The organism is Pedobacter sp. KBS0701, assembly GCF_005938645.2.
Lineage (GTDB): Bacteria > Bacteroidota > Bacteroidia > Sphingobacteriales > Sphingobacteriaceae > Pedobacter.
The window spans coordinates 5,472,233-5,490,875 of the sequence record NZ_CP042171.1 but is presented as its reverse complement, the minus strand read 5'-3'; the positions used below and the strand labels follow the sequence as shown (position 1 = coordinate 5,490,875).

Sequence of the window (18,643 nt, the reverse complement as noted above, 5' to 3'; positions counted from 1 at the left end):
AATTTTTAAAATCAAAATAAATTTTAACATTTTTTTAACGTTAAAATTTTGTAAATAGCAGATTACTAAGGCTTTTTAATTACCTTCCCAATCATTGTTAAGGTAATTTCGCTATTATGCGGAATCCCTAACGTTGTTCCCGGAGCCACATCAAAAAGGTTTCTAACATAAATATCGGCTATTCCCTGGGCAACCTTTTTTTTTGCTTCAGCATTCTCAGAAAGCACATTATAAACCGTTTTTATGTGGATTCCTCCTTGAAAATCGACAATAGCTGCAACCTGGTAAGCAAAATCTTTGTAAGCCCGGTCTATCCGGATAATATATTGTGGGAACATATAATCATAAGCTTCGGTTCTATTATTCGTCCGGTCTACCGTACTGATTTTTTCGACCTTTACAATTTTGCTTTTAGGGATAAACTGAACCGGGTTTGTAGCGGCGAAAGCACTATCGCTATTTGCGTTAACTTTAGCAGAACGTTCCTCGATAAAAGCGGTGTCTGCTTTAGTCGGTTTTTGTAGGTCTTCGGCCCTGGCTTTCAATTTATTTTTAATATAGTCCTGTGCGTAAAAGGTCATGTTTACGTCCGAGCGAATATCCGAAGCAATTACTTTTCCATCAACCTGAACGCGTTGAAAAACCAAACTGTCCTTACTAATGTGTTTTACCTTAAAAAATTCTGCCGCGAAATTATATACATTTCCATGATCATACTGCAGGTAAAAATTCTGCATCCTATGTTTCTGCGGGCTCCAGGCCGACATCGTATCCTCTTTAACCACCTCTATTATCCACGATGGCTTTTGCATAAAACCTTCCTTATTAAAAGAGTAGCCATCTTTAAACCGGCGTTTTACTTCAACATAACGAATGCCTTTAACAGGTTCAAAAGTAAAATCCCGAAGTGTGGGATCGCTGGTTTTAGTTCCCATTTTACAGGCACTGAGCATGAGCACAAAAAAGGAAAAGTATATTGTATTTCTAATCATTTCAACAAAAATCTTCGGCTAAAATAAGTTTTTTTAAGCTTGTTATGTTGCAGGGATTTTATCTTTTGGCCTGTTTCTTTACCAGAATAACATTGGCCACTTTCCGCTGCCCCTCATGATCCCATTTTTTATTATCTGCTGGATAATTGATTACTCCACCATCAGGCATTCCATTTACCCACAGGGTGGTGGAGCCGCCGCCATCGAAATTGATAGCAGAAGTACAGCCCAGCCAACGCATTAATTTGGTGAGTTCGAACAAACTCATTCCTGATGAGTTTTCATTCCTACCATCAACGGTCAATAAAATTACCTTTCCGTTTGGTTTCAAGCCCAGGCAGGTACGGGGATGGCGTAAACGGTTAAAACCAGTGGTATCTAAAATTTCATCAACATGGTTTAAGGTTAATAACGGTCCGTTTAGCAAAACATTTTGTTCACTCAACTTTGTTTCCCAACCGGTTGATCCATCCCATTTTTTGATCGATATTTTCCCTTTATCCATTACGACTGCCGCTTCCTGGTGCCTGGCCCGGTTTCCGTTTTTATCCAAATGGTTGGTATTGATTATTTTTCCGTTCACACGGACAAAATCTACTGATCCTCCGTTTCACATCAAAGAAATTGCTATTAACCGCAGCAATTGCTGTATCGCGTAATCCAAAATTACTCGTTGTAACCAATTCTTTTTCTTCTGCACCAATGGCAAATACAGCTTTACGTCCGGTATTTTTTATTTCTAAAAATGAAATATTTTCGTTGGCAGCGAAGAGGTTTTTCTGATCAAAATGATGCCTGAATAAAATTACCTGTTTTGCCACCCTGTTTTTTTGCCATTTGGCTTTTATAACGGTAATAGAATCGGTATTTTGGCCAAAGGCAGAGAAACCGGAAATAAATAATGCAAGCGCAAAGAATAGTTTTTTAAGCATAACCTTATTTTGGTATAAAATTAAAAAACTGTTATGTTGTTTAAGTTAAGCATCAAGAATTATACAATATTTTAAACCTCGCAGGTTTTAAAAACCTGCGAGGTTTAATTTAACAAAAAAGCGGAGCGATCAATTTAATGATCTGCTCCGCTTCTTTGAATTTTGAATGATTGATTGGAAGCATCGCTATTCAATCATTCTCTAATTCAGTAATTCACTCATTAATTATTTCTTCGGATCTAAAATATCTTTAATTCTGATATTTAAATCTTCGTAATGTGCTTTGGTAATGGCATCACCCGCAGCTGCCCTGGCTTTTGTAGTAGCCAATAAGGTTTTCAGCTCTGCTCTAACCAGCGGCCTGATATCAGATAAGCCTACATTGATTGGAGTTAAACCATAACTAGCGGCATACTCTACCGGGAAACCAACCGGAAGTTCTGAATCTTTGGTCATTAAATCCTGCAAACGGTCTACATACGCACGTTGTAAGTTACGTTTAAAGGCGTCAGCTCTTCCGCCCACAAATACCGACGATCTTAAATCTGCAAATAACTCAGGTAAGGTATATGCTTTTGCCCTACCATTTTTAGTTTCGTTATCTAATAAACGTGCGATACGGGATGCCGATAGCAGGTTACCCAAAGTATTCGTTTGAACCCCTTTAATCCGGTTTAAAAGCACTCCATTATCAAATTTACTTAATTGATCGTTGCTGATTAACCAAAGTGGGGTAGTAAATAATTGTTGATTGAAAAAAGCAACGGCTTCTTTTTGTTTTGCTTTCGGTAAGTAGGCATAAACTGGTCCTTTTTGATCGTAGGTTTTAAAATTTTCGCTTAAACCACCAACATTTGTTGCCACATGCCCCATATAACGGCTAAACTGACCAACAATTTCAGTATAAATTTCTTTTAAATCGCTGTAATCTTTTCCTTTCTGATAGGTCCATTTTTCTACATTAGGAAGGATACGTTTTAAATTCGCAATACCATAGGTACTCGCTTTCATTGCATTGTCTCCCAAATCTTCGCTCTGCAAACGAGGATCTAATGAAGTTCCCTGACGGCCATAGAAATACAAAGGATTACCTGCATTTTTTAAAGTCCACTGATCTAAAATTTCTTTTTCCTGTTCTGCAGTTTTGTTTCCAGGAATCCAGGTATATCCCCATTTCACTACCCATTTATCGTATTCTCCAATTTGAGGGTGAAGTTTGGTTACGCCATCGCCAGGTTGAGCAATGTAATTAAAACGCGCATAATCCATAATTGAAGGTGCGGTACCATGTTTATCTGTAAACGTTTTTGAACGTAAAGAATCAACCGGGTAAGCATAGCTTGAGCCAAAGTTATGTGGCAAACCTAAAGTATGGCCTATTTCGTGTGAAGAAACAAAACGGATCAATTCGCCCATCTGCGCATCAGTAAATTGCGCTTTACGCACTTCAGGATTAATAGCTGCCGTTTGTACAAAATACCAGTTACGCAATAGGTTCATTACGTTATGGTACCAACCAATATGCGTTTCTAAAATCTGACCGGTACGGGGATCGCTAATGTGCGGGCCGTAAGCATTTGCAATATCTGAAGCAAAATAACGAACCACAGAGTATCTGGAGTCTTCTACGCTAAACTGAGGATCTTGTTCCGGTGTTGGTGCTTCTTTACCTATTATGGCATTTCTAAAACCAGCAGCTTCGAATGCTACCTGCCAATCGTTAATCCCCTGGATCAAAAACGGCACCCATTTTTTTGGTGTTGCAGGATCGATATAAATTACAATAGGTTTTACCGGTTCTACTAATTCGCCACGTTTATAAGCATTGGTATCTTTTGGAACCAGATTCCAGCGGTGAATATAGGCTGTACGTTCTGCTTTTTGCGCGTTGCTCCCGTAATCGATCTGAGATTGACCAAAGAAACCAACCCTGCTATCCATTATCCTTGCTTTTACAGGGATTTTTGGCAATAATAACATTGAGGTATTAAACTCGAAAGTAACGGCTCCATTGCTGTTATCTGTTGGAGATTCTGCCGCACGGTATGTTTTAGCTGTTTTTACTTCAACATTAATAGGAAAAGTTTTTACCGTATCAATATAAGAACGTGTTGCATCGTACATGGTAACTTTATAAGCCTTACGGATCTGATCAGTAGCACCTATAGCCATTACATCACCGTTGTAAAAATCGGTAACATCAATCACAACGCCTGTAGTATCTTTATTGTAGGCTTTAATCTCAAAGCTGGCTAAAATCTGTGCAAGATTAGAGTTTTGTACCGATTCGTACATATCGCTGTTCGGATCGGCCTTAGTTGAATAACTTGGTACGCGGATGTAAACTTGTTTTCCCCTGCGCTCCCATTTCCAAACTTGTTCATTTAATTCTTCCCCGCCATATTGCTGGTTACCTACTTTTACACCTGCAGGCACCTTTGCCAAACGGGTAACTACAAGCATTTCGCGGTTAATCATCGAATCTGGTATCTCAAAATACCATTTATCGTCCACTTTGTGTGTTTTGAATAAACCGTTTGTAGTTCTGGCTTTTGAAGTAATTATTTCAGCAAATGGTTTAATACCTTCTTTTTTTGCTGCTACCGGGGCTGCGGTTGGAGTTGTTGGAGTGGCACCTTTAGTCGTTTTAGATTTTTTCTGGGCATATACCGAACCTGATCCGGCTACACCAAGTGCTACGATACCTGCGAGGGCAAGTACCTTAAAATTTTTATTCATGTGTTATAAAGTTAGTTTGCTTGGCAATAAGAGGTTAAAGTTAAAGTGTTGTTACACGACTAAACATTTGTAACTGGAAAATTACGCTTATCAGATCCTCTTTTCTAGGCGAATCACTTTAAAATAGACTTGATTATCTCTAAAAATTTCCAAAATTATATTTCTGTCTGCTTTCGATTTAAACATTTCGTTAAGATCGTTCAAAGAATAAGCATCAATGTTTTTAAAGTTTACCGCAATAATTTCATCGTCGGTACACAAACCCGCTTTTTCTGCCGGACTATTTTCGTCTATTTCTCCAATCAGAACTCTTTTATATTCTTTCTGATCAAGATAAAGTACCATACCTACCATATCGTGTTCAAAAGGAATTTTACTTAATCCATTGGTTTTAAGATAAATAAAGCCATCCTGATAGTTGAACTGAATATTAAATCTCCGAAGTAAATCGGCGCCTAAATTCCCATTTCGTTTAGATAGGTCGATTTTTTCTGCAATGCTTTTAAAATCCGGGAATCCGGCAACAACATCATTAAAAACATAATTTCCTAAACTAAATTTGCCCACCCTGCCGATGTAACCTTTAATCTGTCCGCTGAGGCTCATCCCCAAATTGGCCTTTATTTTTTTTTCGGGCAAGGGATATTCACTGCCCTGTAACATTTCGAGGGAAAGCGCGTGACTTGCACCAGTATCCATTAAGAATCTGGCGTTGATCGATTTCCCATCAGGAAGTTCAACATTACCAACAACATAAGGTTTCTGATTTTCGATCTCAATCGGGATTTTTTTTCCGCGGTATTTAACTTTTGCATCCCGATCGTAAATAATCAACCTATTTTCGCTATAGCGGATATCAACAATAAAGCTGTTAAAAAAACTAAAACCCAACAATCCATAAATTTTCAGACCTAAATGTCCCGACAAGTTAAAGAGATCTTCTTTTAAGATCGCCGTTGGTATATACTTAATGCTTGTACTACCTACTTTTACATCAAGGCTTTGAGATACATAGGCCTCAATGGTTTCGATTCCCAACCCAGAAACTTTAATTTTACGGAGATTACTAAAATTTAACGAATCGATAATAGATGGATCGGTAATAATCATGGGACCAACCCCAGTGTCAAGAACAAAATCGTATGGCCCTTTTCCATTTACAAATACCGGAATAACCATTAGGTTTTTGATACATTTAAAAGAAATGGATTGCTTTTGCCGGTTTCTTTTAAAAAGAAATTCCTGTCCCGAAACTGAAAGCATAAAAAATACCAGGCCCAGGCAAATGGTCAGTTTACGTAAACAGATTATTACACCGGAACTATATTTGGTTAACATTAAACTAAATTTAATAAATTAGTTGATAATTATGCCTCCTAAATTTAGCACATGTTCCCCTTAAAAAATCATAATTTTATTTTTCTTACGTTTGTTCTATCCATTTGCCTGTTAACTGGTTGTTCAACGAATAAGATCATTTCAAAAAAAGTAGCTAAAGAATTCAAAAATTCGCAGGTGATTAAACAATATCAGGTTGGTTTTGCGCTTTATAATCCAACAGATAAAAAAATGATTTTTCAGAAAGATGCGGATAAGTATTTTACTCCGGCGTCTAATACCAAATTATATACCTTTTTTGCAAGCTTAAAAATGCTGCCAGATTTAATGCCAGCCTTAAAATACATTGAGCGAAATGATTCATTGATTTTTTGGGGAACCGGAGATCCGGCTTTTTTACAATTCGCGGTAAAAGACAAATCGGCATACCATTTTCTCCTGTCATCAAATAAAAAACTATTCTTTTCTCCTGGCCGATATTCGGGCAATTTCTTTGGCGATGGCTGGTCGTGGGATGATTACGATTATTATTATCAGCCGGAAATTACCGAAATGCCGATTATGGATAACATGGTAACCTCTACTTATGCTGGTCCAAATCAAATCAACATCGAACCCAAAGTTTTTGCACCATGTTTTAAAGTAGATTCGACAAAAAACACAGGTAATTTTCAGGTAACACGCGATTTTTTAACCAATAACTTCCATTATCCTGCCGTTGCTGTAAAACCCGGCTATAACCAGCAAAACCCATATAAAACCAGCGCACAGGTTACCGTTGAAGTATTATCGGATACACTACACAAGCCTGTTGGACTTATTGATTTTAAAATTCCTTCGGATGCCAAAATTTTGCAGGGCGCAAAACGCGACTCGGTTTTAAAACACATGATGTTACCCAGCGATAATTTTATCGCCGAACATTTACTTTTGGTTTGCTCCAACCAGATTGGCGATACATTGAGTACAACGAAAGCCATTGATTATATTACAAAAAACTACCTTTCTTTTTTGCCTGATAAAGTAAAATGGGCTGACGGATCTGGTTTGTCCCGTCAGAATTTATTTACCCCCCGCGATAATGTATACCTCCTCGATTCTATCTATAGGCTGGTAAACAATCCGGAAAAACTTTTTGATCTACTGCCTGCCGGAGGAAAAAGCGGAACCTTAAAAAGTGCTTATCCAAAAACCGATAAACCTTATGTTTACGGCAAAACAGGTTCATTAGGTGGTGTGCATAACCAAAGTGGGTATGTATTGACAAAAAAAGGGAAAACGTATATCTATTCCTTTATGAACAATAATTTTGTAAAACCAACTGCAGAAGTACGTGCCGAGATGGTAAGGATAGTAACTTACATACATAATAATTTTTGATGCCAGATTTTAAATCGATAAATCAGCCTTTTTCGAATACAATCAAGATTGATGGTAATTCCTACCTGTATTTTGGCGGAACGGCGTACCTGGGTATTCCAAAAAATCAGGCTTTTATCAATTTATATCTGGAAGGGATCAAGAAATTTGGCTTAAATAATGGAACTAGCCGTACCAATAATATTCAACTGGGTATTTATGATGAAGCAGAAAAAGTAGCCGCCGGGCGGTATGGAGCAGAAGCAGCGCTCATTACTTCGAGCGGATATTTAGCCGCGCAACTTACCGTTAAAAGCTTATCTATATTAGGTAAAGTAATTTATGCTCCAACTACGCACCCTGCGCTTTGGTTAACCGATCAGTCAGCCAATCAGCAAACATTTAATGACTGGAAGAAGGAAACAATAAACCTCATCAATACGTCCAATGAAAAAACATGGGTGCTGATCAGCAACTCCATGAACAATCTGTTTCCTGAAATTTATGATTTTAACTTTTTAACCAAAATACAGCCAGAAAAAAAGGTTATCTTAATTGTTGATGATTCACATGGCATAGGGGTTAATAATAATGGGATGGGTGCGTTTATCAACCTTCCGGTTAAAGCCAATATCGAACGCATTGTTGTGGCCTCAATGGCAAAAGCGTTAGGAGTTGATGCAGGATTGGTGTTAGGCTCTGGTGCCGTTATCGCCAAACTAAAAAACAGCAATACTTTTGTTGGAGCATCCCCTCCATCTGCAGCCAGCCTTTTTGCCTTTATCAATGCCCAAAAAATTCACCACAATGCATGGACAAGATTGCAGGAAAATATAAAGTTACTTACTGCCGGTTTAAATAAAACATGGACTTTTGAACCAATGTTTCCTGCATTCTTAGCACAAGATGCTACTTTAGTAAACCGCTTGTTAAAAGAAAAGATTCTGATTTCATCTTTCCCCTACCCAAAACCCGAATCTGAGCCGATAAATCGAATTGTTTTGAGCAGCTGGCACGAAAAAGAAGATATTGATCGCTTAATAAAAGCCTTAAATTTTTAACCTTTCCTTATCCAATTAATTTTTGAATATTTATGACATGAAAAAACTGCTTGTATTCCTGTCGTTAAGCCTTCTTTTTGTTAATGTCATTTCAGCACAAACCACCACCATATGGATTGTTAGACATGCTGAGAAGGATAAATCAAACCCACAGGATACCGATCCCAGCCTATCGGATGAGGGAAAAATCCGTGTTGCCGATTTAGCAAAGTATTTAAAAAAGGTAAAATTTGATATTGCCTTCGCCACTCCGACAAAAAGAACCCATCAAACCTTAGATTCGTTGGTGATCCCAAAAGTAATTAATTATAAAGATATTAAATCGCTTGTGGATACCATTAAGACCAATTATGTAGGTAAAACGGTGATGGTTGCAGCTCATTCCAATACCGTACTCGAAATTATTGAAGCACTTGGCGGTAAAAGGCCAAAAGAGGAATTGACTGATGATGATTACGATTACATTTTTGAATTATCGGTAAAAGAAGATAAAGCAAGGGTTAAAATGGATCAATACGGCAGGCCGCACCACTTGTAGTTTGTGCTGTCAGGTGTTATCACCTGAAAATTGGAGAGATAAATTTAGTGTAAGATGGTAACATCCTACACCACGAATAATAATTTAGTTTAGGCAGGTTATTATACTACTACGAATAGATTTCTCCATTCCACTGCGTTTCATCCGATAGCTAGCTATCGGATCGAAATGACGCAACTAATTGTTATGCTCCCAACACCAATGAACCAATGACAATTGAACTAATGAACTACAATTTCTCGAAAGGAATATCCATTAAATCATAACTTCTCCACCCCAAGAAATCATAATGCCACCATTCATTTTCCAGCACATTCATCTGGTATTTTGCCATGATAGCAATCAGGAAATCGCGGTTTTTCCTGGCTTCGGGTGATACATTGTCATACTTTACGGCGGCGGCTGCCGAAAAACTATCATAAGGCGTTGGCATCACCAATTCCTTACCTGTTTTCAGATTAATTAGTGTTAAATCTACTGCACAGCCCCTATTGTGTTTAGATCCTTTTGCCGGATTGGCCACAAAATTTTTATCGCTTGCTTTTTTATAAAACTCAACAGTAATGGCGTACGGTCGGTAACCATCAAATATTTTTAAACCGTAACCTTTTTTACTTAGTTCCTTTTGAATTTTCTTTAAGGCCTCAACTACAGGTTTACGGGCAAAAGCCCTCGCCTGTTTATACATGACCTGCTGCATAAAATTATTCCTGGTCGCGTAACGGATATCCAGCTTAATTGTTGGAATGACTTTTTTGATTTCAACCAGTTCGTTATTCGGATTCGATTTTACAGAAGCCAGATATTGGTTGTAAGAATTTACGATAACCAGCTTTTTTATCGCAAGGGGTTTATTTTGGGCATTTACAGCAACAGAAATGAAAAAGAATAAAGCTAGCAGATTGAATTTCATATTTTAGTAGCATAAGAAATAAGTATCAAGATGTTAGATACAAGTATGAAGATATTTCCATCTCACATCATCCGTTGTACATTGTCCATCTTACATCTTTTATTGATTAGAAACCACCAACAGTTCCAAATCCTTAAACGGCAAATTAAACATATCAGCCAGATCTTTATTGGTACAGTTTCCCTGGTAAATGTAAAGTGCTTCGCGGATACCAGGATTATTCCAAACCATATTCATTAAACCTCCAAATTCACCAATATCCAATAAAATAGGCGCAAAAATGTTAGTTAAGGCATAAGAAGCCGTTCTTGGCACACGCGAGGCAATATTTGGCACACAGTAATGGATGACGTCATACTTCCTGAAAACAGGATTGGTATGATTGGTTACTTCAGAGGTTTCAAAACAACCACCCTGATCAATACTGACATCAATTACCACAGAGTGAGGTTTCATGCGGGCAACAGTTTCTTCCATTACCACGCAAGGGCTACGGCCATGACTGGCACGAATGGCGCCAATCACTACATCGCAGGTTATAATGGCTTTATTCAATACGATAGGCTGCATTACTGAAGTAAAAACCCTGCTGCCCAAATTATTTTGTAAACGGCGTAAACGGTAGATAGAACTGTCAAAAACCTTCACCTCGGCACCTAAGGCCAAAGCTGTTCTGGCTGCATATTCGCCAACGGTACCTGCACCTAAAATAACAATTTCAGTTGGCGGCACACCGGTAAAACCGCCTAACATTAATCCTTTACCTCCTGTTACATTGCTCAGGTATTCTGCCGCTATTAAAATAGAGGTAGATCCCACAATTTCACTCATGGCCCGAACCACACTCAAAATATTGCCTTCGTCTCGGAGGTTTTCAAAACACAACGCATTAATTTTTTTATGCATCAATGCTTTTAGATAATCCTGCTTTAGCGTTCCGGTTTGTAAAGAAGAAATAAGTGTTTGCCCCTTATGCATCATTTCAATCTCTTCCAGCATTGGAGGCGCAATTTTCACCAGGATATCCGCATCAAAAACTTCCTTTTTGTTATAGGCAATTTTGGCTCCCTGCTCGGCATATTCAGTGTCAGAAAAATTAGCGGCGATACCTGCACCACTTTCTAAAACAACACGATGTCCGTTGTTTACCAATAACGCAACAGATAAAGGAGTTAATGCAATTCTATTTTCCTGGAAAGAAATTTCCTTTGGTATTCCTATGTATAGACTGTTTTTTTTATTTCTGGTTTCTAACTTTGCTTCTTGCGTTTGTAGTAAACCCTGACGAGCTATATCGGCCATTCCTTCGCGTAATCCTGTAGCCATGTTGAATTAATATTTGATAGTTTTAGGTCGTTCAAGGTACGGAAAATCTGTTAATTTATTGATAACTAATTGTTATACCTTCGAGAGTTTGAATAATCTGCGATCTTCAGCCAGCACATTTATCTCCACTTTAATGTAGTTTTCGGGTAGTAATTCTTCTACCCTTTCAGGCCATTCGATTAAACAGATACCGCTGCCATAAAAATATTCCTCATAGCCCAGGTCGTACGCCTCACGGATATCTTTTATACGGTAAAAATCGAAATGAAACACGGGACCATCAGGGCTTTCATATTCATTAACGATAGAATAGGTTGGGCTCGAAACCACATCTTCTATACCTAAATGTTTACAGAAGTTTTTAATAAAAGTGGTTTTCCCGGCACCCATATCGCCTTCAAAAATGAAGACTTTCTCACTGCCCGCAAAATCTGAAAGCTGTTGTGCCACAACAGGTAATTCGGCTAAACTATTTACTTCAATATCCATTTTTAAAGAATAAAGGCAAAAGTAATACATAATTGCATTGCTTTTGCCTTTTATACATCGTTTCGACCGTAGCGGAGAAATCTTACCCGAATCATCTCGTCAAAGATTTCTCCATTCCGCTATGCTCCAGTCGAAATGACGACTTATTTATATTCTACCTCGGCGAATATGTCACTACCGGAATAATCATTTCCTCTAACGAAATCCCCCCGTGCTGGAAGGTTTCGTTATAGTAGTTTACAAATTGATTGTAGTTGTTCGGGTAAACGAAATAACTATCTTCCCTTGCAAAAATATAACTGCTGCTGATATTGATTTTTGGCAATAAGGCATCGTGAGGGTTTTTAATTAAAAACACCTCTTTTGCATTAAAATTAAGGTTTCTACCTTGTTTGTATCTTAAATTGGTGTTTGTGCTCCTATCGCCAATTACTTTAACCGGTTTTTTAACACGGATGGTTCCATGGTCAGTAGTAATGATCACTTTAACCTGTTTTTGAGAGATTTTTTTCAATAAATCCCAAAGTGGCGAATGCTCAAACCAGGATAAAGTCAACGAGCGATAAGCTGCGTCATCATTGGCCAGCTCACGGATCATCTGCATATCCGTACGCGCATGGCTCAGCATATCAACAAAATTGAATACAATGGCGTTGAAATCGTTCTGCAACAGGTTATTGGTCTGCTCAACCAAATCTTTTCCCTGTTCGAAAGTTAAAATTTTATTATAACTGAATTTACACTCTTTTCTTAAGCTGCGCTTAATGTTGTCAGCTAGAAAAGCCTCTTCATGCATATTTTTTCCTCCCTCATCATCATCATTCTGCCAAAGCTGAGGAAAACGTTTCTCCATATCTAAAGGCATCATACCCGAAAAAATAGCATTACGGGCATATTGTGTCGCCGTTGGCAAAATACTCGTGTACATATCCTCCTCATCAATCCTGAAATATTCAGAAATTAACGGATTAATGATTTTCCATTGATCGTAACGTAAATTGTCAATCAGGATAAAAAATACAGGTGTAGTATCGTTAATATGAGGGAAAGCCTTTTTCTTCAACAATTCATTCGAAAGTAAAGGTGCTTTGTCCTTATTCTTGATCCAGTCGAGGTAATTTTCTTCGATAAATTTAGTGAACTGTGTATTGGCCTCCTGTTTCTGCATCGTTAAAATTTCATGCATCTGAGGATCATCCAGCTTTTCTAATTCAAGTTCCCAGAAAACAATTTTTTTATACACATCAACCCACTCTTCATAGTTAAGCCTGTCGCCTAAAGTCATGCCCAAACGGCGAAAATCCTGTTGATAAGCCATTGAAGTTTTTTCGCTTACCAAACGTTTATTATCAATCAGTTTTTTGATGGTAAGCAATACCTGTTTAGGATTTACAGGTTTGATCAGATAATCATCAATTTTACTGCCTATCGCATCTTCCATTAAATTTTCTTCCTCGCTTTTGGTAATCAAAACTACCGGCACATCTGGATTTAAATTCTTAATGGCAGAAAGCGTTTCAATACCACTCATGCCCGGCATGTTCTCATCAAGAAAAACCAAGTCGAAGTGAGTTTTCCCAAATGCCTCTAAAGCATCGTTTCCATTGGTAAATGTAGTTACATGGTAACCTTTATCATTTAATAATAATATATGAGGTTTTAACAGATCGATTTCATCATCGGCCCATAATATCTTAGTTTCTTGCATGTTTTTGTAAAAATAGGTATGTATTGCCCTTTAATTTCGGCAGGTAAATCAAACTGTGAATAAAAATAGCAATTTTTGTACCGTATCTAGCTATTTAACTATTTTTAACGATTGAACAAGAAGAAAATAATTAATGATCCGGTTTACGGATTCATCAGTATTCCATCCGAATTGGTTTATGATGTAATTTCGCACCCCTATTTCCAGCGTTTGCGCTACATCAAACAGCTCGGAATGACACATTTAGTCTATCCAGGGGCTTTACATACCCGTTTTCACCATGCTTTGGGAGCCATGCATTTAATGAGTCTGGCCATCAATCTGTTAAAAAGTAAAGGCCATACCATAACCGAAGGCGAAGAAGAAGCAGCCATTTTGGCCATTTTACTGCACGATATTGGTCACGGACCATTTTCCCATGCACTGGAGCATTCTTTGGTTACCGGAATCAGGCATGAAGATATCTCCGCAAAACTGATGCATGATCTGAATGCACATTTCGATGGCCGTTTAACCCATGCCATTGAGATTTTTAACGGCACCTATCCTAAAAAATTCCTACACCAATTGATTTCAGGTCAGTTGGATTTAGACAGAATGGATTATTTAAACCGTGATAGCTTTTTTACGGGCGTTAGCGAAGGCGTAATCAGTTTCGACCGGATTATTAAAATGTTTAACGTTTATGATGATGACCTGGTGATCGAGGAGAAAGGCATTTATTCGATTGAGAAATTTTTAATTGCCCGCAGGCTGATGTATTGGCAGGTTTATCTGCATAAAACAGTAATATCAGGCGAGATGATTTTAGTGAAATTATTAGAACGTGCAAAAGAATTATCCGCAGCTGGCGAAAACTTATTTGCTTCACCATCCTTAAATTATTTTCTAAAAAACGATATCAACGAAGCTAATTTCTTTGCGCATCACGAAAATCTTGAGCATTTCACCAATATTGATGACCAGGATATTTATGCAGCCGTTAAGGTTTGGACCAAACATGATGATAAAATTTTGTCTGCGTTATGTAAAATGCTTACTTCCAGAAATCTTTATAAAGTGGAAATGGGCAACGAAATGGCAAATAGCGACCGCGTAAACTTTTTGCAGGGTGCTGCAGTCAGTTTATTAGAAATTAAGCCAGAAGAGGCCAGATATTTTGTCTTTACAAATTCTATACAAAACCGCGCGTATAATGCAGGTGTAGGAAATATTAAGATTTTAATGAAGAATAACGATATTGTTGATATTGCAAAGGCTTCTGATTTGTCTAATCTGGAGTCTCTGCAAAAAACTGTAGAAAAATATATTCTCTGTTACCCCAGAGGGATTTAAGGTTATTTAACAAAATATTTAACTTTTAGTGCCGTTTTAAGTCTTATTATTGTGTAAAATATACACAGCTTAACCAGAGCAGGTTTTTTTGTTCATATCAATTTAACATATACCTTTGTACGATGCAATTTACTGCCACGCAGATAAGTCAGTTTCTAAACGGTTCCATTGATGGTAACCCTGATGTAGCCGTTACCGAACTTTCTAAAATAGAAGACGGGAAAGAAGGCTCTTTGTCTTTTCTTTCTAACCCTAAGTACGAAAACTTTTTGTATTCTACTCAGGCGTCAGTTGTTATCGTATCAAAAGACTTTGCTCCTACCCAGCCTTATACCAGCACACTTATACGTGTTGAAAATCCATATAGTGCTTTTACGGTTTTACTTGATAAATATAACGAAGCGATTAATGCCCCTGCAATACAATCCGGGATTGATAAACTTGCCTTCGTTCACTCTACAGCAAAAATCGGCAATAATGTGTTTATTGATGCATTTGCCTACGTTGCCGAAAATGTAGAGATTGCCGATGGATGTAAAATAAATGCGCAAACCTTTATCGGCGCAAATTCTAAAATTGGAAAAAACAGCACTTTTTTCCCTGGTGTAAAAATTTACCACAATTCTATAATCGGTAGCAGAGTGGTCATCCATGCTAATACCGTTATTGGAAGTGATGGTTTTGGTTTCGCCCCACAAAAAGATGGAACTTACAATAAAATCCCGCAGATTGGAAACGTTATCATCGAAGACGACGTAGAAATTGGTGCAAATACCACTGTAGATCGTGCAACAATGGGATCAACAATTGTAAAGAAAGGCGCAAAAATCGATAATCTGATCCAAATTGCCCATAACGTAGAAATTGGCGAAAACACTGTTTTAGCCGCCCAGTCGGGTATATCCGGAAGCACAAAAATTGGCCCAAACAGTGTTGTTGGCGGGCAAGTTGGGATAGCCGGGCACTTAACCTTAGCAAAGGGCACACAGATTGGTGCTCAGGCCGGTATAAATTTTAATATCACAGAAGAAAATAAACAATGGCACGGTAGTCCGGCGCAACCATTGCGCAATTGGATGCGTGCCTCAGTCATTTTCAAACATCTTCCAGATGTAGAGAAAAGAATAAATGCGCTCGAAGAGGAATTGAAAAAGCTTACTGCTGAACTGGAAAAGAATACAATACACAATGAACGTTAGACAAAAAACGATTAAACAGGAAATATCAGCATCTGGTGTAGGTTTACACACAGGCGCTAATGTGACTTTAACATTTTGCCCGGCCCCCGAAAATCATGGCTTTAAATTTCAGCGTATTGATTTAGATGGCCACCCGATCATCGAAGCAGATGCAGATAACGTTACCGATACCTCACGAGGCACCACGCTTACCCAGAATGGCGCTAGCGTAAGCACCGTAGAACACGTAATGGCATCACTGGTTGGCATGGACCTCGATAACATACTGATCAAATTAGACGGACCCGAAACTCCGATTATGGATGGGAGCTCTATTCAGTTTGTTGATTTATTGGAAGAAGTAGGAACAGTAGAGCAAAATGCAGATCGTGAGTATTTTACCATTCCCCATAACATTACTTATACTGAAGAAGATAGAAAAGTAGAAATTGTGGCCATGCCTTTAGACGATTACCGTTTTACCTGCATGATCGATTATAACTCTCCTGTTTTGGGCAGTCAGCATGCTGGCATTAATACCATTGCAGAGTTTAAAAAAGAAATCGCTTCTTGTCGTACTTTCTGTTTCTTACATGAGTTAGAGTACCAGTTATCGCACAATCTAATTAAAGGCGGCGATTTAAATAATGCCATTGTCATTGTAGATAAAGAGGTTACCAAAGATGAATTAAGCCATTTGGCTAAACTATTTAACCGCAAGGACATTGATGTTGCCCCACAGGGGATTTTGAACAACATGGAACTGCGCTACCAGAATGAGCCTGCCCGCCATAAACTTTTGGATATGATTGGCGATTTAGCCTTGGTTGGTATGCACTTAAAGGGCCACATTATGGCGGCCCGCCCTGGCCATGCGGCAAACGTTGCTTTTGCTAAAAAAATTAAAGCAGCCATTAAAAAAGAGAAAAACAAAAAAATACAAAAGGTTTACGATCCAAGTGCAAAACCATTATATGACGTGGTTCAGATCATGGATATTTTGCCACACCGTCAGCCATTTTTATTCGTTGATAAAATATTAGAACTTTCTAAAAACCACGTGGTAGGCGTTAAAAACGTAACCATGAATGAAGAGTTTTTCAAGGGTCATTTTCCTGGTGCACCGGTTTTTCCGGGTGTAATCCAGATCGAGGCTATGGCTCAGGTTGGTGGTATTTTAGTGTTAAGTACCGTTCCGGATCCCAGAAATTATTTAACCTATTTCTTAAAAATAGATAATGTACGTTTTAGAGCCCAGGTTCTTCCTGGAGATACAATTGTTTTCCGTTGCGATCTACTTGAACCTATCAGAAGGGGTATTGCCCAGATGAAAGGTGTGGGTATGGTTGGCGAAAAAATCGTTGTTGAAGCCGAAATGATGGCTCAAATTTCAAAAGTTAAACAAGCAGAACCCGCCCAATAATGATACAACCCTTAGCATACATACATCCTCAGGCAAAAATTGCCGAAAACGTGGTAATTGAACCTTTTGTAGTAATACATAAAGACGTTGTAATTGGAGAGGGAACCTGGATTGGATCAAACGTTACCATTATGGATGGCGCACGTATTGGTAAAAATTGCCGCATATTCCCTGGTGCGGTTATTTCTGGCGAACCACAGGATTTAAAATTTGCCGGTGAAATTACTACTGCAGAAATCGGCGATAATACGACTATACGTGAGTGCGTTACCATTAACCGTGGCACTAAAGACAAATGGAAAACTACCATAGGCAGTAATTGTCTAATTCAGGCTTATTCGCATATTGCTCACGATTGCGAGGTTGGAAATAACTGTATTTTCTCCAACAGCACCACACTGGCTGGCCACATTACTATTGGAAACAACGTAGTCTTGGCAGGCTTGGTAGCTATACACCAATTCGTTAAAGTAGGCTCTTATGCCTTTGTAACTGGTGGTTCATTGGTGCGTAAAGACGTTCCTCCTTATGTTAAAGCAGCTCGCGAGCCACTTTCTTATGCGGGTATTAACTCTGTGGGTTTGCGTAGAAGAGGTTTCACCAATGAGCAAATCGATGAAATTCAGGAAATTTACCGTGTACTTTTTGTAAAACACAACAACGTAACCAAAGCCTTAGACATGATCGAAGCCGAATTTAAACCAACGGAAATCCGTGATGAAATTGTTGATTTTATCCGTAACTCTAACCGTGGGGTAATGAAGGGTTTCGGCATGGGAAGCTAAGCCTAAAGCAGAAAGACCAAAGCTTAGAGCAAAACAAATATTCATGAGTGATTTAACGCTAATCAGAACAGATTCAGACCATACCGATTTTAGACAATTGGTTGCCTTGCTGGATCAGGATTTAGCTGTTAGGGATGGCGCCGACCATGCATTTTATGCACAGTTTAACAAAGTTGATGCAATTAAAGAAGTGATTGTTGCCTACCAAAACGATATCCCAGTTGGTTGTGGCGCCATTAAACCTTTCTCTGCAACCGAAGCAGAAGTAAAAAGGATGTTTGTGCATCCAAACTACAGAAATAAAGGTATAGCCGCTAAAATTATAACTGCATTGGAAAACTGGGCAACGGAACTGGGCTTTACCGCAACCGTTCTTGAAACAGGCAAAAAACAACCTGAAGCCATAGCGCTTTATCAGAAAATCGGCTATCAAATTATCCCAAATTACGGTCAATATGTAGGCGTTGACAATAGCGTTTGCATGATCAAACCACTTAATGCCCACCATCAAACGCCAAACGCTTAGC

The 18,643-nt window shown here is 38.4% G+C and carries 17 protein-coding genes; 8 read left to right on the top strand and 9 right to left on the bottom strand.

The annotated features are described in order from the left end of the window. Positions 1-65: 65 nt before the first annotated feature. From FFJ24_RS22270 to FFJ24_RS22255, 5 genes are all read right to left on the bottom strand, one after another. The gene (locus FFJ24_RS22270; RefSeq protein WP_138819332.1) at positions 66-992 is read right to left on the bottom strand and encodes a hypothetical protein; all 927 of its coding nucleotides are present in this window, start codon (positions 990-992) and stop codon (positions 66-68) included. 58 nt (positions 993-1,050) lie between these two features. Beyond that, entirely contained in the window at positions 1,051-1,575 is a 525-nt protein-coding gene (locus FFJ24_RS26585) for a phosphodiester glycosidase family protein (RefSeq protein ID WP_246862681.1), read from the bottom strand. Beyond that, positions 1,538-1,924, bottom strand: a complete 387-nt coding sequence (locus FFJ24_RS26580; protein ID WP_246862680.1) for a hypothetical protein — start codon at positions 1,922-1,924, stop codon at positions 1,538-1,540. The genes FFJ24_RS26585 and FFJ24_RS26580 overlap by 38 nt, the downstream gene beginning before the upstream one ends. A 225-nt stretch (positions 1,925-2,149) precedes the next feature. Next, positions 2,150-4,663, bottom strand: coding sequence for a zinc-dependent metalloprotease (locus FFJ24_RS22260; protein WP_138819331.1), 2,514 nt, complete (start codon positions 4,661-4,663; stop codon positions 2,150-2,152). 90 nt (positions 4,664-4,753) lie between these two features. Continuing rightward, positions 4,754-6,001 (bottom strand): aspartyl protease family protein, encoded by a 1,248-nt coding sequence (locus FFJ24_RS22255; protein ID WP_138819330.1) that lies wholly within the window; start codon positions 5,999-6,001, stop codon positions 4,754-4,756. Positions 6,002-6,052: 51 nt separating this feature from the next. Here FFJ24_RS22255 and FFJ24_RS22250 point away from each other — a divergent pair, with 51 nt between their 5' ends. From FFJ24_RS22250 to FFJ24_RS22240, 3 genes are read left to right on the top strand one after another with little or no spacing between them, the layout of a single operon-like run. Next, positions 6,053-7,381: a D-alanyl-D-alanine carboxypeptidase gene (locus tag FFJ24_RS22250; RefSeq protein WP_138819329.1), complete on the top strand. Its 1,329-nt coding sequence runs from the start codon at positions 6,053-6,055 to the stop codon at positions 7,379-7,381. Further along, positions 7,381-8,421 carry an aminotransferase class I/II-fold pyridoxal phosphate-dependent enzyme gene (locus FFJ24_RS22245; protein WP_246862678.1) on the top strand — a complete coding sequence of 347 codons (1,041 nt, stop codon included), beginning with the start codon at positions 7,381-7,383 and terminating at the stop codon, positions 8,419-8,421. The genes FFJ24_RS22250 and FFJ24_RS22245 overlap by 1 nt, the downstream gene beginning before the upstream one ends. Positions 8,422-8,458: 37 nt before the next feature. Then, positions 8,459-8,959 carry a phosphoglycerate mutase family protein gene (locus tag FFJ24_RS22240; RefSeq protein WP_138819327.1) on the top strand — a complete coding sequence of 167 codons (501 nt, stop codon included), beginning with the start codon at positions 8,459-8,461 and terminating at the stop codon, positions 8,957-8,959. Positions 8,960-9,188: 229 nt separating this feature from the next. Here FFJ24_RS22240 and FFJ24_RS22235 read toward each other — a convergent pair whose 3' ends face one another. The 4 genes from FFJ24_RS22235 to FFJ24_RS22220 all read right to left on the bottom strand — a co-directional run bounded on the left by FFJ24_RS22235 (position 9,189) and on the right by FFJ24_RS22220 (position 13,395). Then, positions 9,189-9,872, bottom strand: a complete 684-nt coding sequence (locus FFJ24_RS22235; protein ID WP_138819326.1) for a M15 family metallopeptidase — start codon at positions 9,870-9,872, stop codon at positions 9,189-9,191. A gap of 99 nt (positions 9,873-9,971) precedes the next feature. Further along, positions 9,972-11,198 carry an alanine dehydrogenase gene (locus FFJ24_RS22230; protein WP_138819325.1) on the bottom strand — a complete coding sequence of 409 codons (1,227 nt, stop codon included), beginning with the start codon at positions 11,196-11,198 and terminating at the stop codon, positions 9,972-9,974. A 72-nt stretch (positions 11,199-11,270) separates the two neighbouring features. Then, positions 11,271-11,687 carry a tRNA (adenosine(37)-N6)-threonylcarbamoyltransferase complex ATPase subunit type 1 TsaE gene (tsaE, locus tag FFJ24_RS22225; RefSeq protein WP_138819324.1) on the bottom strand — a complete coding sequence of 139 codons (417 nt, stop codon included), beginning with the start codon at positions 11,685-11,687 and terminating at the stop codon, positions 11,271-11,273. A 154-nt stretch (positions 11,688-11,841) separates the two neighbouring features. Further along, positions 11,842-13,395: a PglZ domain-containing protein gene (locus FFJ24_RS22220; RefSeq protein WP_138819323.1), complete on the bottom strand. Its 1,554-nt coding sequence runs from the start codon at positions 13,393-13,395 to the stop codon at positions 11,842-11,844. Between the two features lie 111 nt (positions 13,396-13,506). On the opposite strand from FFJ24_RS22220, the gene FFJ24_RS22215 reads away from it, so the two are divergent. The 5 genes from FFJ24_RS22215 (at position 13,507) to FFJ24_RS22195 (ending at position 18,642) form a co-directional block, all read left to right on the top strand. After that, complete coding sequence (locus FFJ24_RS22215; RefSeq protein WP_168202534.1) at positions 13,507-14,730, top strand: HD domain-containing protein; 1,224 nt, start codon at positions 13,507-13,509, stop codon at positions 14,728-14,730. Positions 14,731-14,852: 122 nt separating this feature from the next. Continuing rightward, positions 14,853-15,929: a UDP-3-O-(3-hydroxymyristoyl)glucosamine N-acyltransferase gene (gene lpxD, locus FFJ24_RS22210; RefSeq protein WP_138819322.1), complete on the top strand. Its 1,077-nt coding sequence runs from the start codon at positions 14,853-14,855 to the stop codon at positions 15,927-15,929. Then, positions 15,919-17,331, top strand: a complete 1,413-nt coding sequence (locus FFJ24_RS22205) for a bifunctional UDP-3-O-[3-hydroxymyristoyl] N-acetylglucosamine deacetylase/3-hydroxyacyl-ACP dehydratase (RefSeq protein ID WP_138819321.1) — start codon at positions 15,919-15,921, stop codon at positions 17,329-17,331. The genes lpxD and FFJ24_RS22205 overlap by 11 nt, the downstream gene beginning before the upstream one ends. Continuing rightward, positions 17,331-18,116 (top strand): acyl-ACP--UDP-N-acetylglucosamine O-acyltransferase, encoded by a 786-nt coding sequence (lpxA, locus tag FFJ24_RS22200; RefSeq protein ID WP_025141731.1) that lies wholly within the window; start codon positions 17,331-17,333, stop codon positions 18,114-18,116. Before FFJ24_RS22205 ends, lpxA begins: the two co-directional genes overlap by 1 nt. Positions 18,117-18,159: 43 nt before the next feature. Further along, positions 18,160-18,642, top strand: coding sequence for a GNAT family N-acetyltransferase (locus tag FFJ24_RS22195; protein WP_138819320.1), 483 nt, complete (start codon positions 18,160-18,162; stop codon positions 18,640-18,642). Position 18,643: the final 1 nt, after the last annotated feature.

What these genes read in the sequence shown, in the direction of transcription:
- FFJ24_RS22255 (WP_138819330.1), bottom strand. Translation starts at nt 6,001, where the DNA reads ATGTTAACCAAATATAGTTCCGGTGTAATAATCTGTTTACGTAAACTG.
- FFJ24_RS22250 (WP_138819329.1), top strand. Translation starts at nt 6,053, where the DNA reads ATGTTCCCCTTAAAAAATCATAATTTTATTTTTCTTACGTTTGTTCTA.
- FFJ24_RS22270 (WP_138819332.1), bottom strand. Translation starts at nt 992, where the DNA reads ATGATTAGAAATACAATATACTTTTCCTTTTTTGTGCTCATGCTCAGT.
- FFJ24_RS22205 (WP_138819321.1), top strand. Translation starts at nt 15,919, where the DNA reads ATGAACGTTAGACAAAAAACGATTAAACAGGAAATATCAGCATCTGGT.
- FFJ24_RS26580 (WP_246862680.1), bottom strand. Translation starts at nt 1,924, where the DNA reads ATGCTTAAAAAACTATTCTTTGCGCTTGCATTATTTATTTCCGGTTTC.
- lpxD (WP_138819322.1), top strand. Translation starts at nt 14,853, where the DNA reads ATGCAATTTACTGCCACGCAGATAAGTCAGTTTCTAAACGGTTCCATT.
- FFJ24_RS22240 (WP_138819327.1), top strand. Translation starts at nt 8,459, where the DNA reads ATGAAAAAACTGCTTGTATTCCTGTCGTTAAGCCTTCTTTTTGTTAAT.
- FFJ24_RS22245 (WP_246862678.1), top strand. Translation starts at nt 7,381, where the DNA reads ATGCCAGATTTTAAATCGATAAATCAGCCTTTTTCGAATACAATCAAG.
- FFJ24_RS22195 (WP_138819320.1), top strand. Translation starts at nt 18,160, where the DNA reads ATGAGTGATTTAACGCTAATCAGAACAGATTCAGACCATACCGATTTT.
- lpxA (WP_025141731.1), top strand. Translation starts at nt 17,331, where the DNA reads ATGATACAACCCTTAGCATACATACATCCTCAGGCAAAAATTGCCGAA.
- FFJ24_RS22230 (WP_138819325.1), bottom strand. Translation starts at nt 11,198, where the DNA reads ATGGCTACAGGATTACGCGAAGGAATGGCCGATATAGCTCGTCAGGGT.
- FFJ24_RS22220 (WP_138819323.1), bottom strand. Translation starts at nt 13,395, where the DNA reads ATGCAAGAAACTAAGATATTATGGGCCGATGATGAAATCGATCTGTTA.
- FFJ24_RS22235 (WP_138819326.1), bottom strand. Translation starts at nt 9,872, where the DNA reads ATGAAATTCAATCTGCTAGCTTTATTCTTTTTCATTTCTGTTGCTGTA.
- tsaE (WP_138819324.1), bottom strand. Translation starts at nt 11,687, where the DNA reads ATGGATATTGAAGTAAATAGTTTAGCCGAATTACCTGTTGTGGCACAA.
- FFJ24_RS22260 (WP_138819331.1), bottom strand. Translation starts at nt 4,663, where the DNA reads ATGAATAAAAATTTTAAGGTACTTGCCCTCGCAGGTATCGTAGCACTT.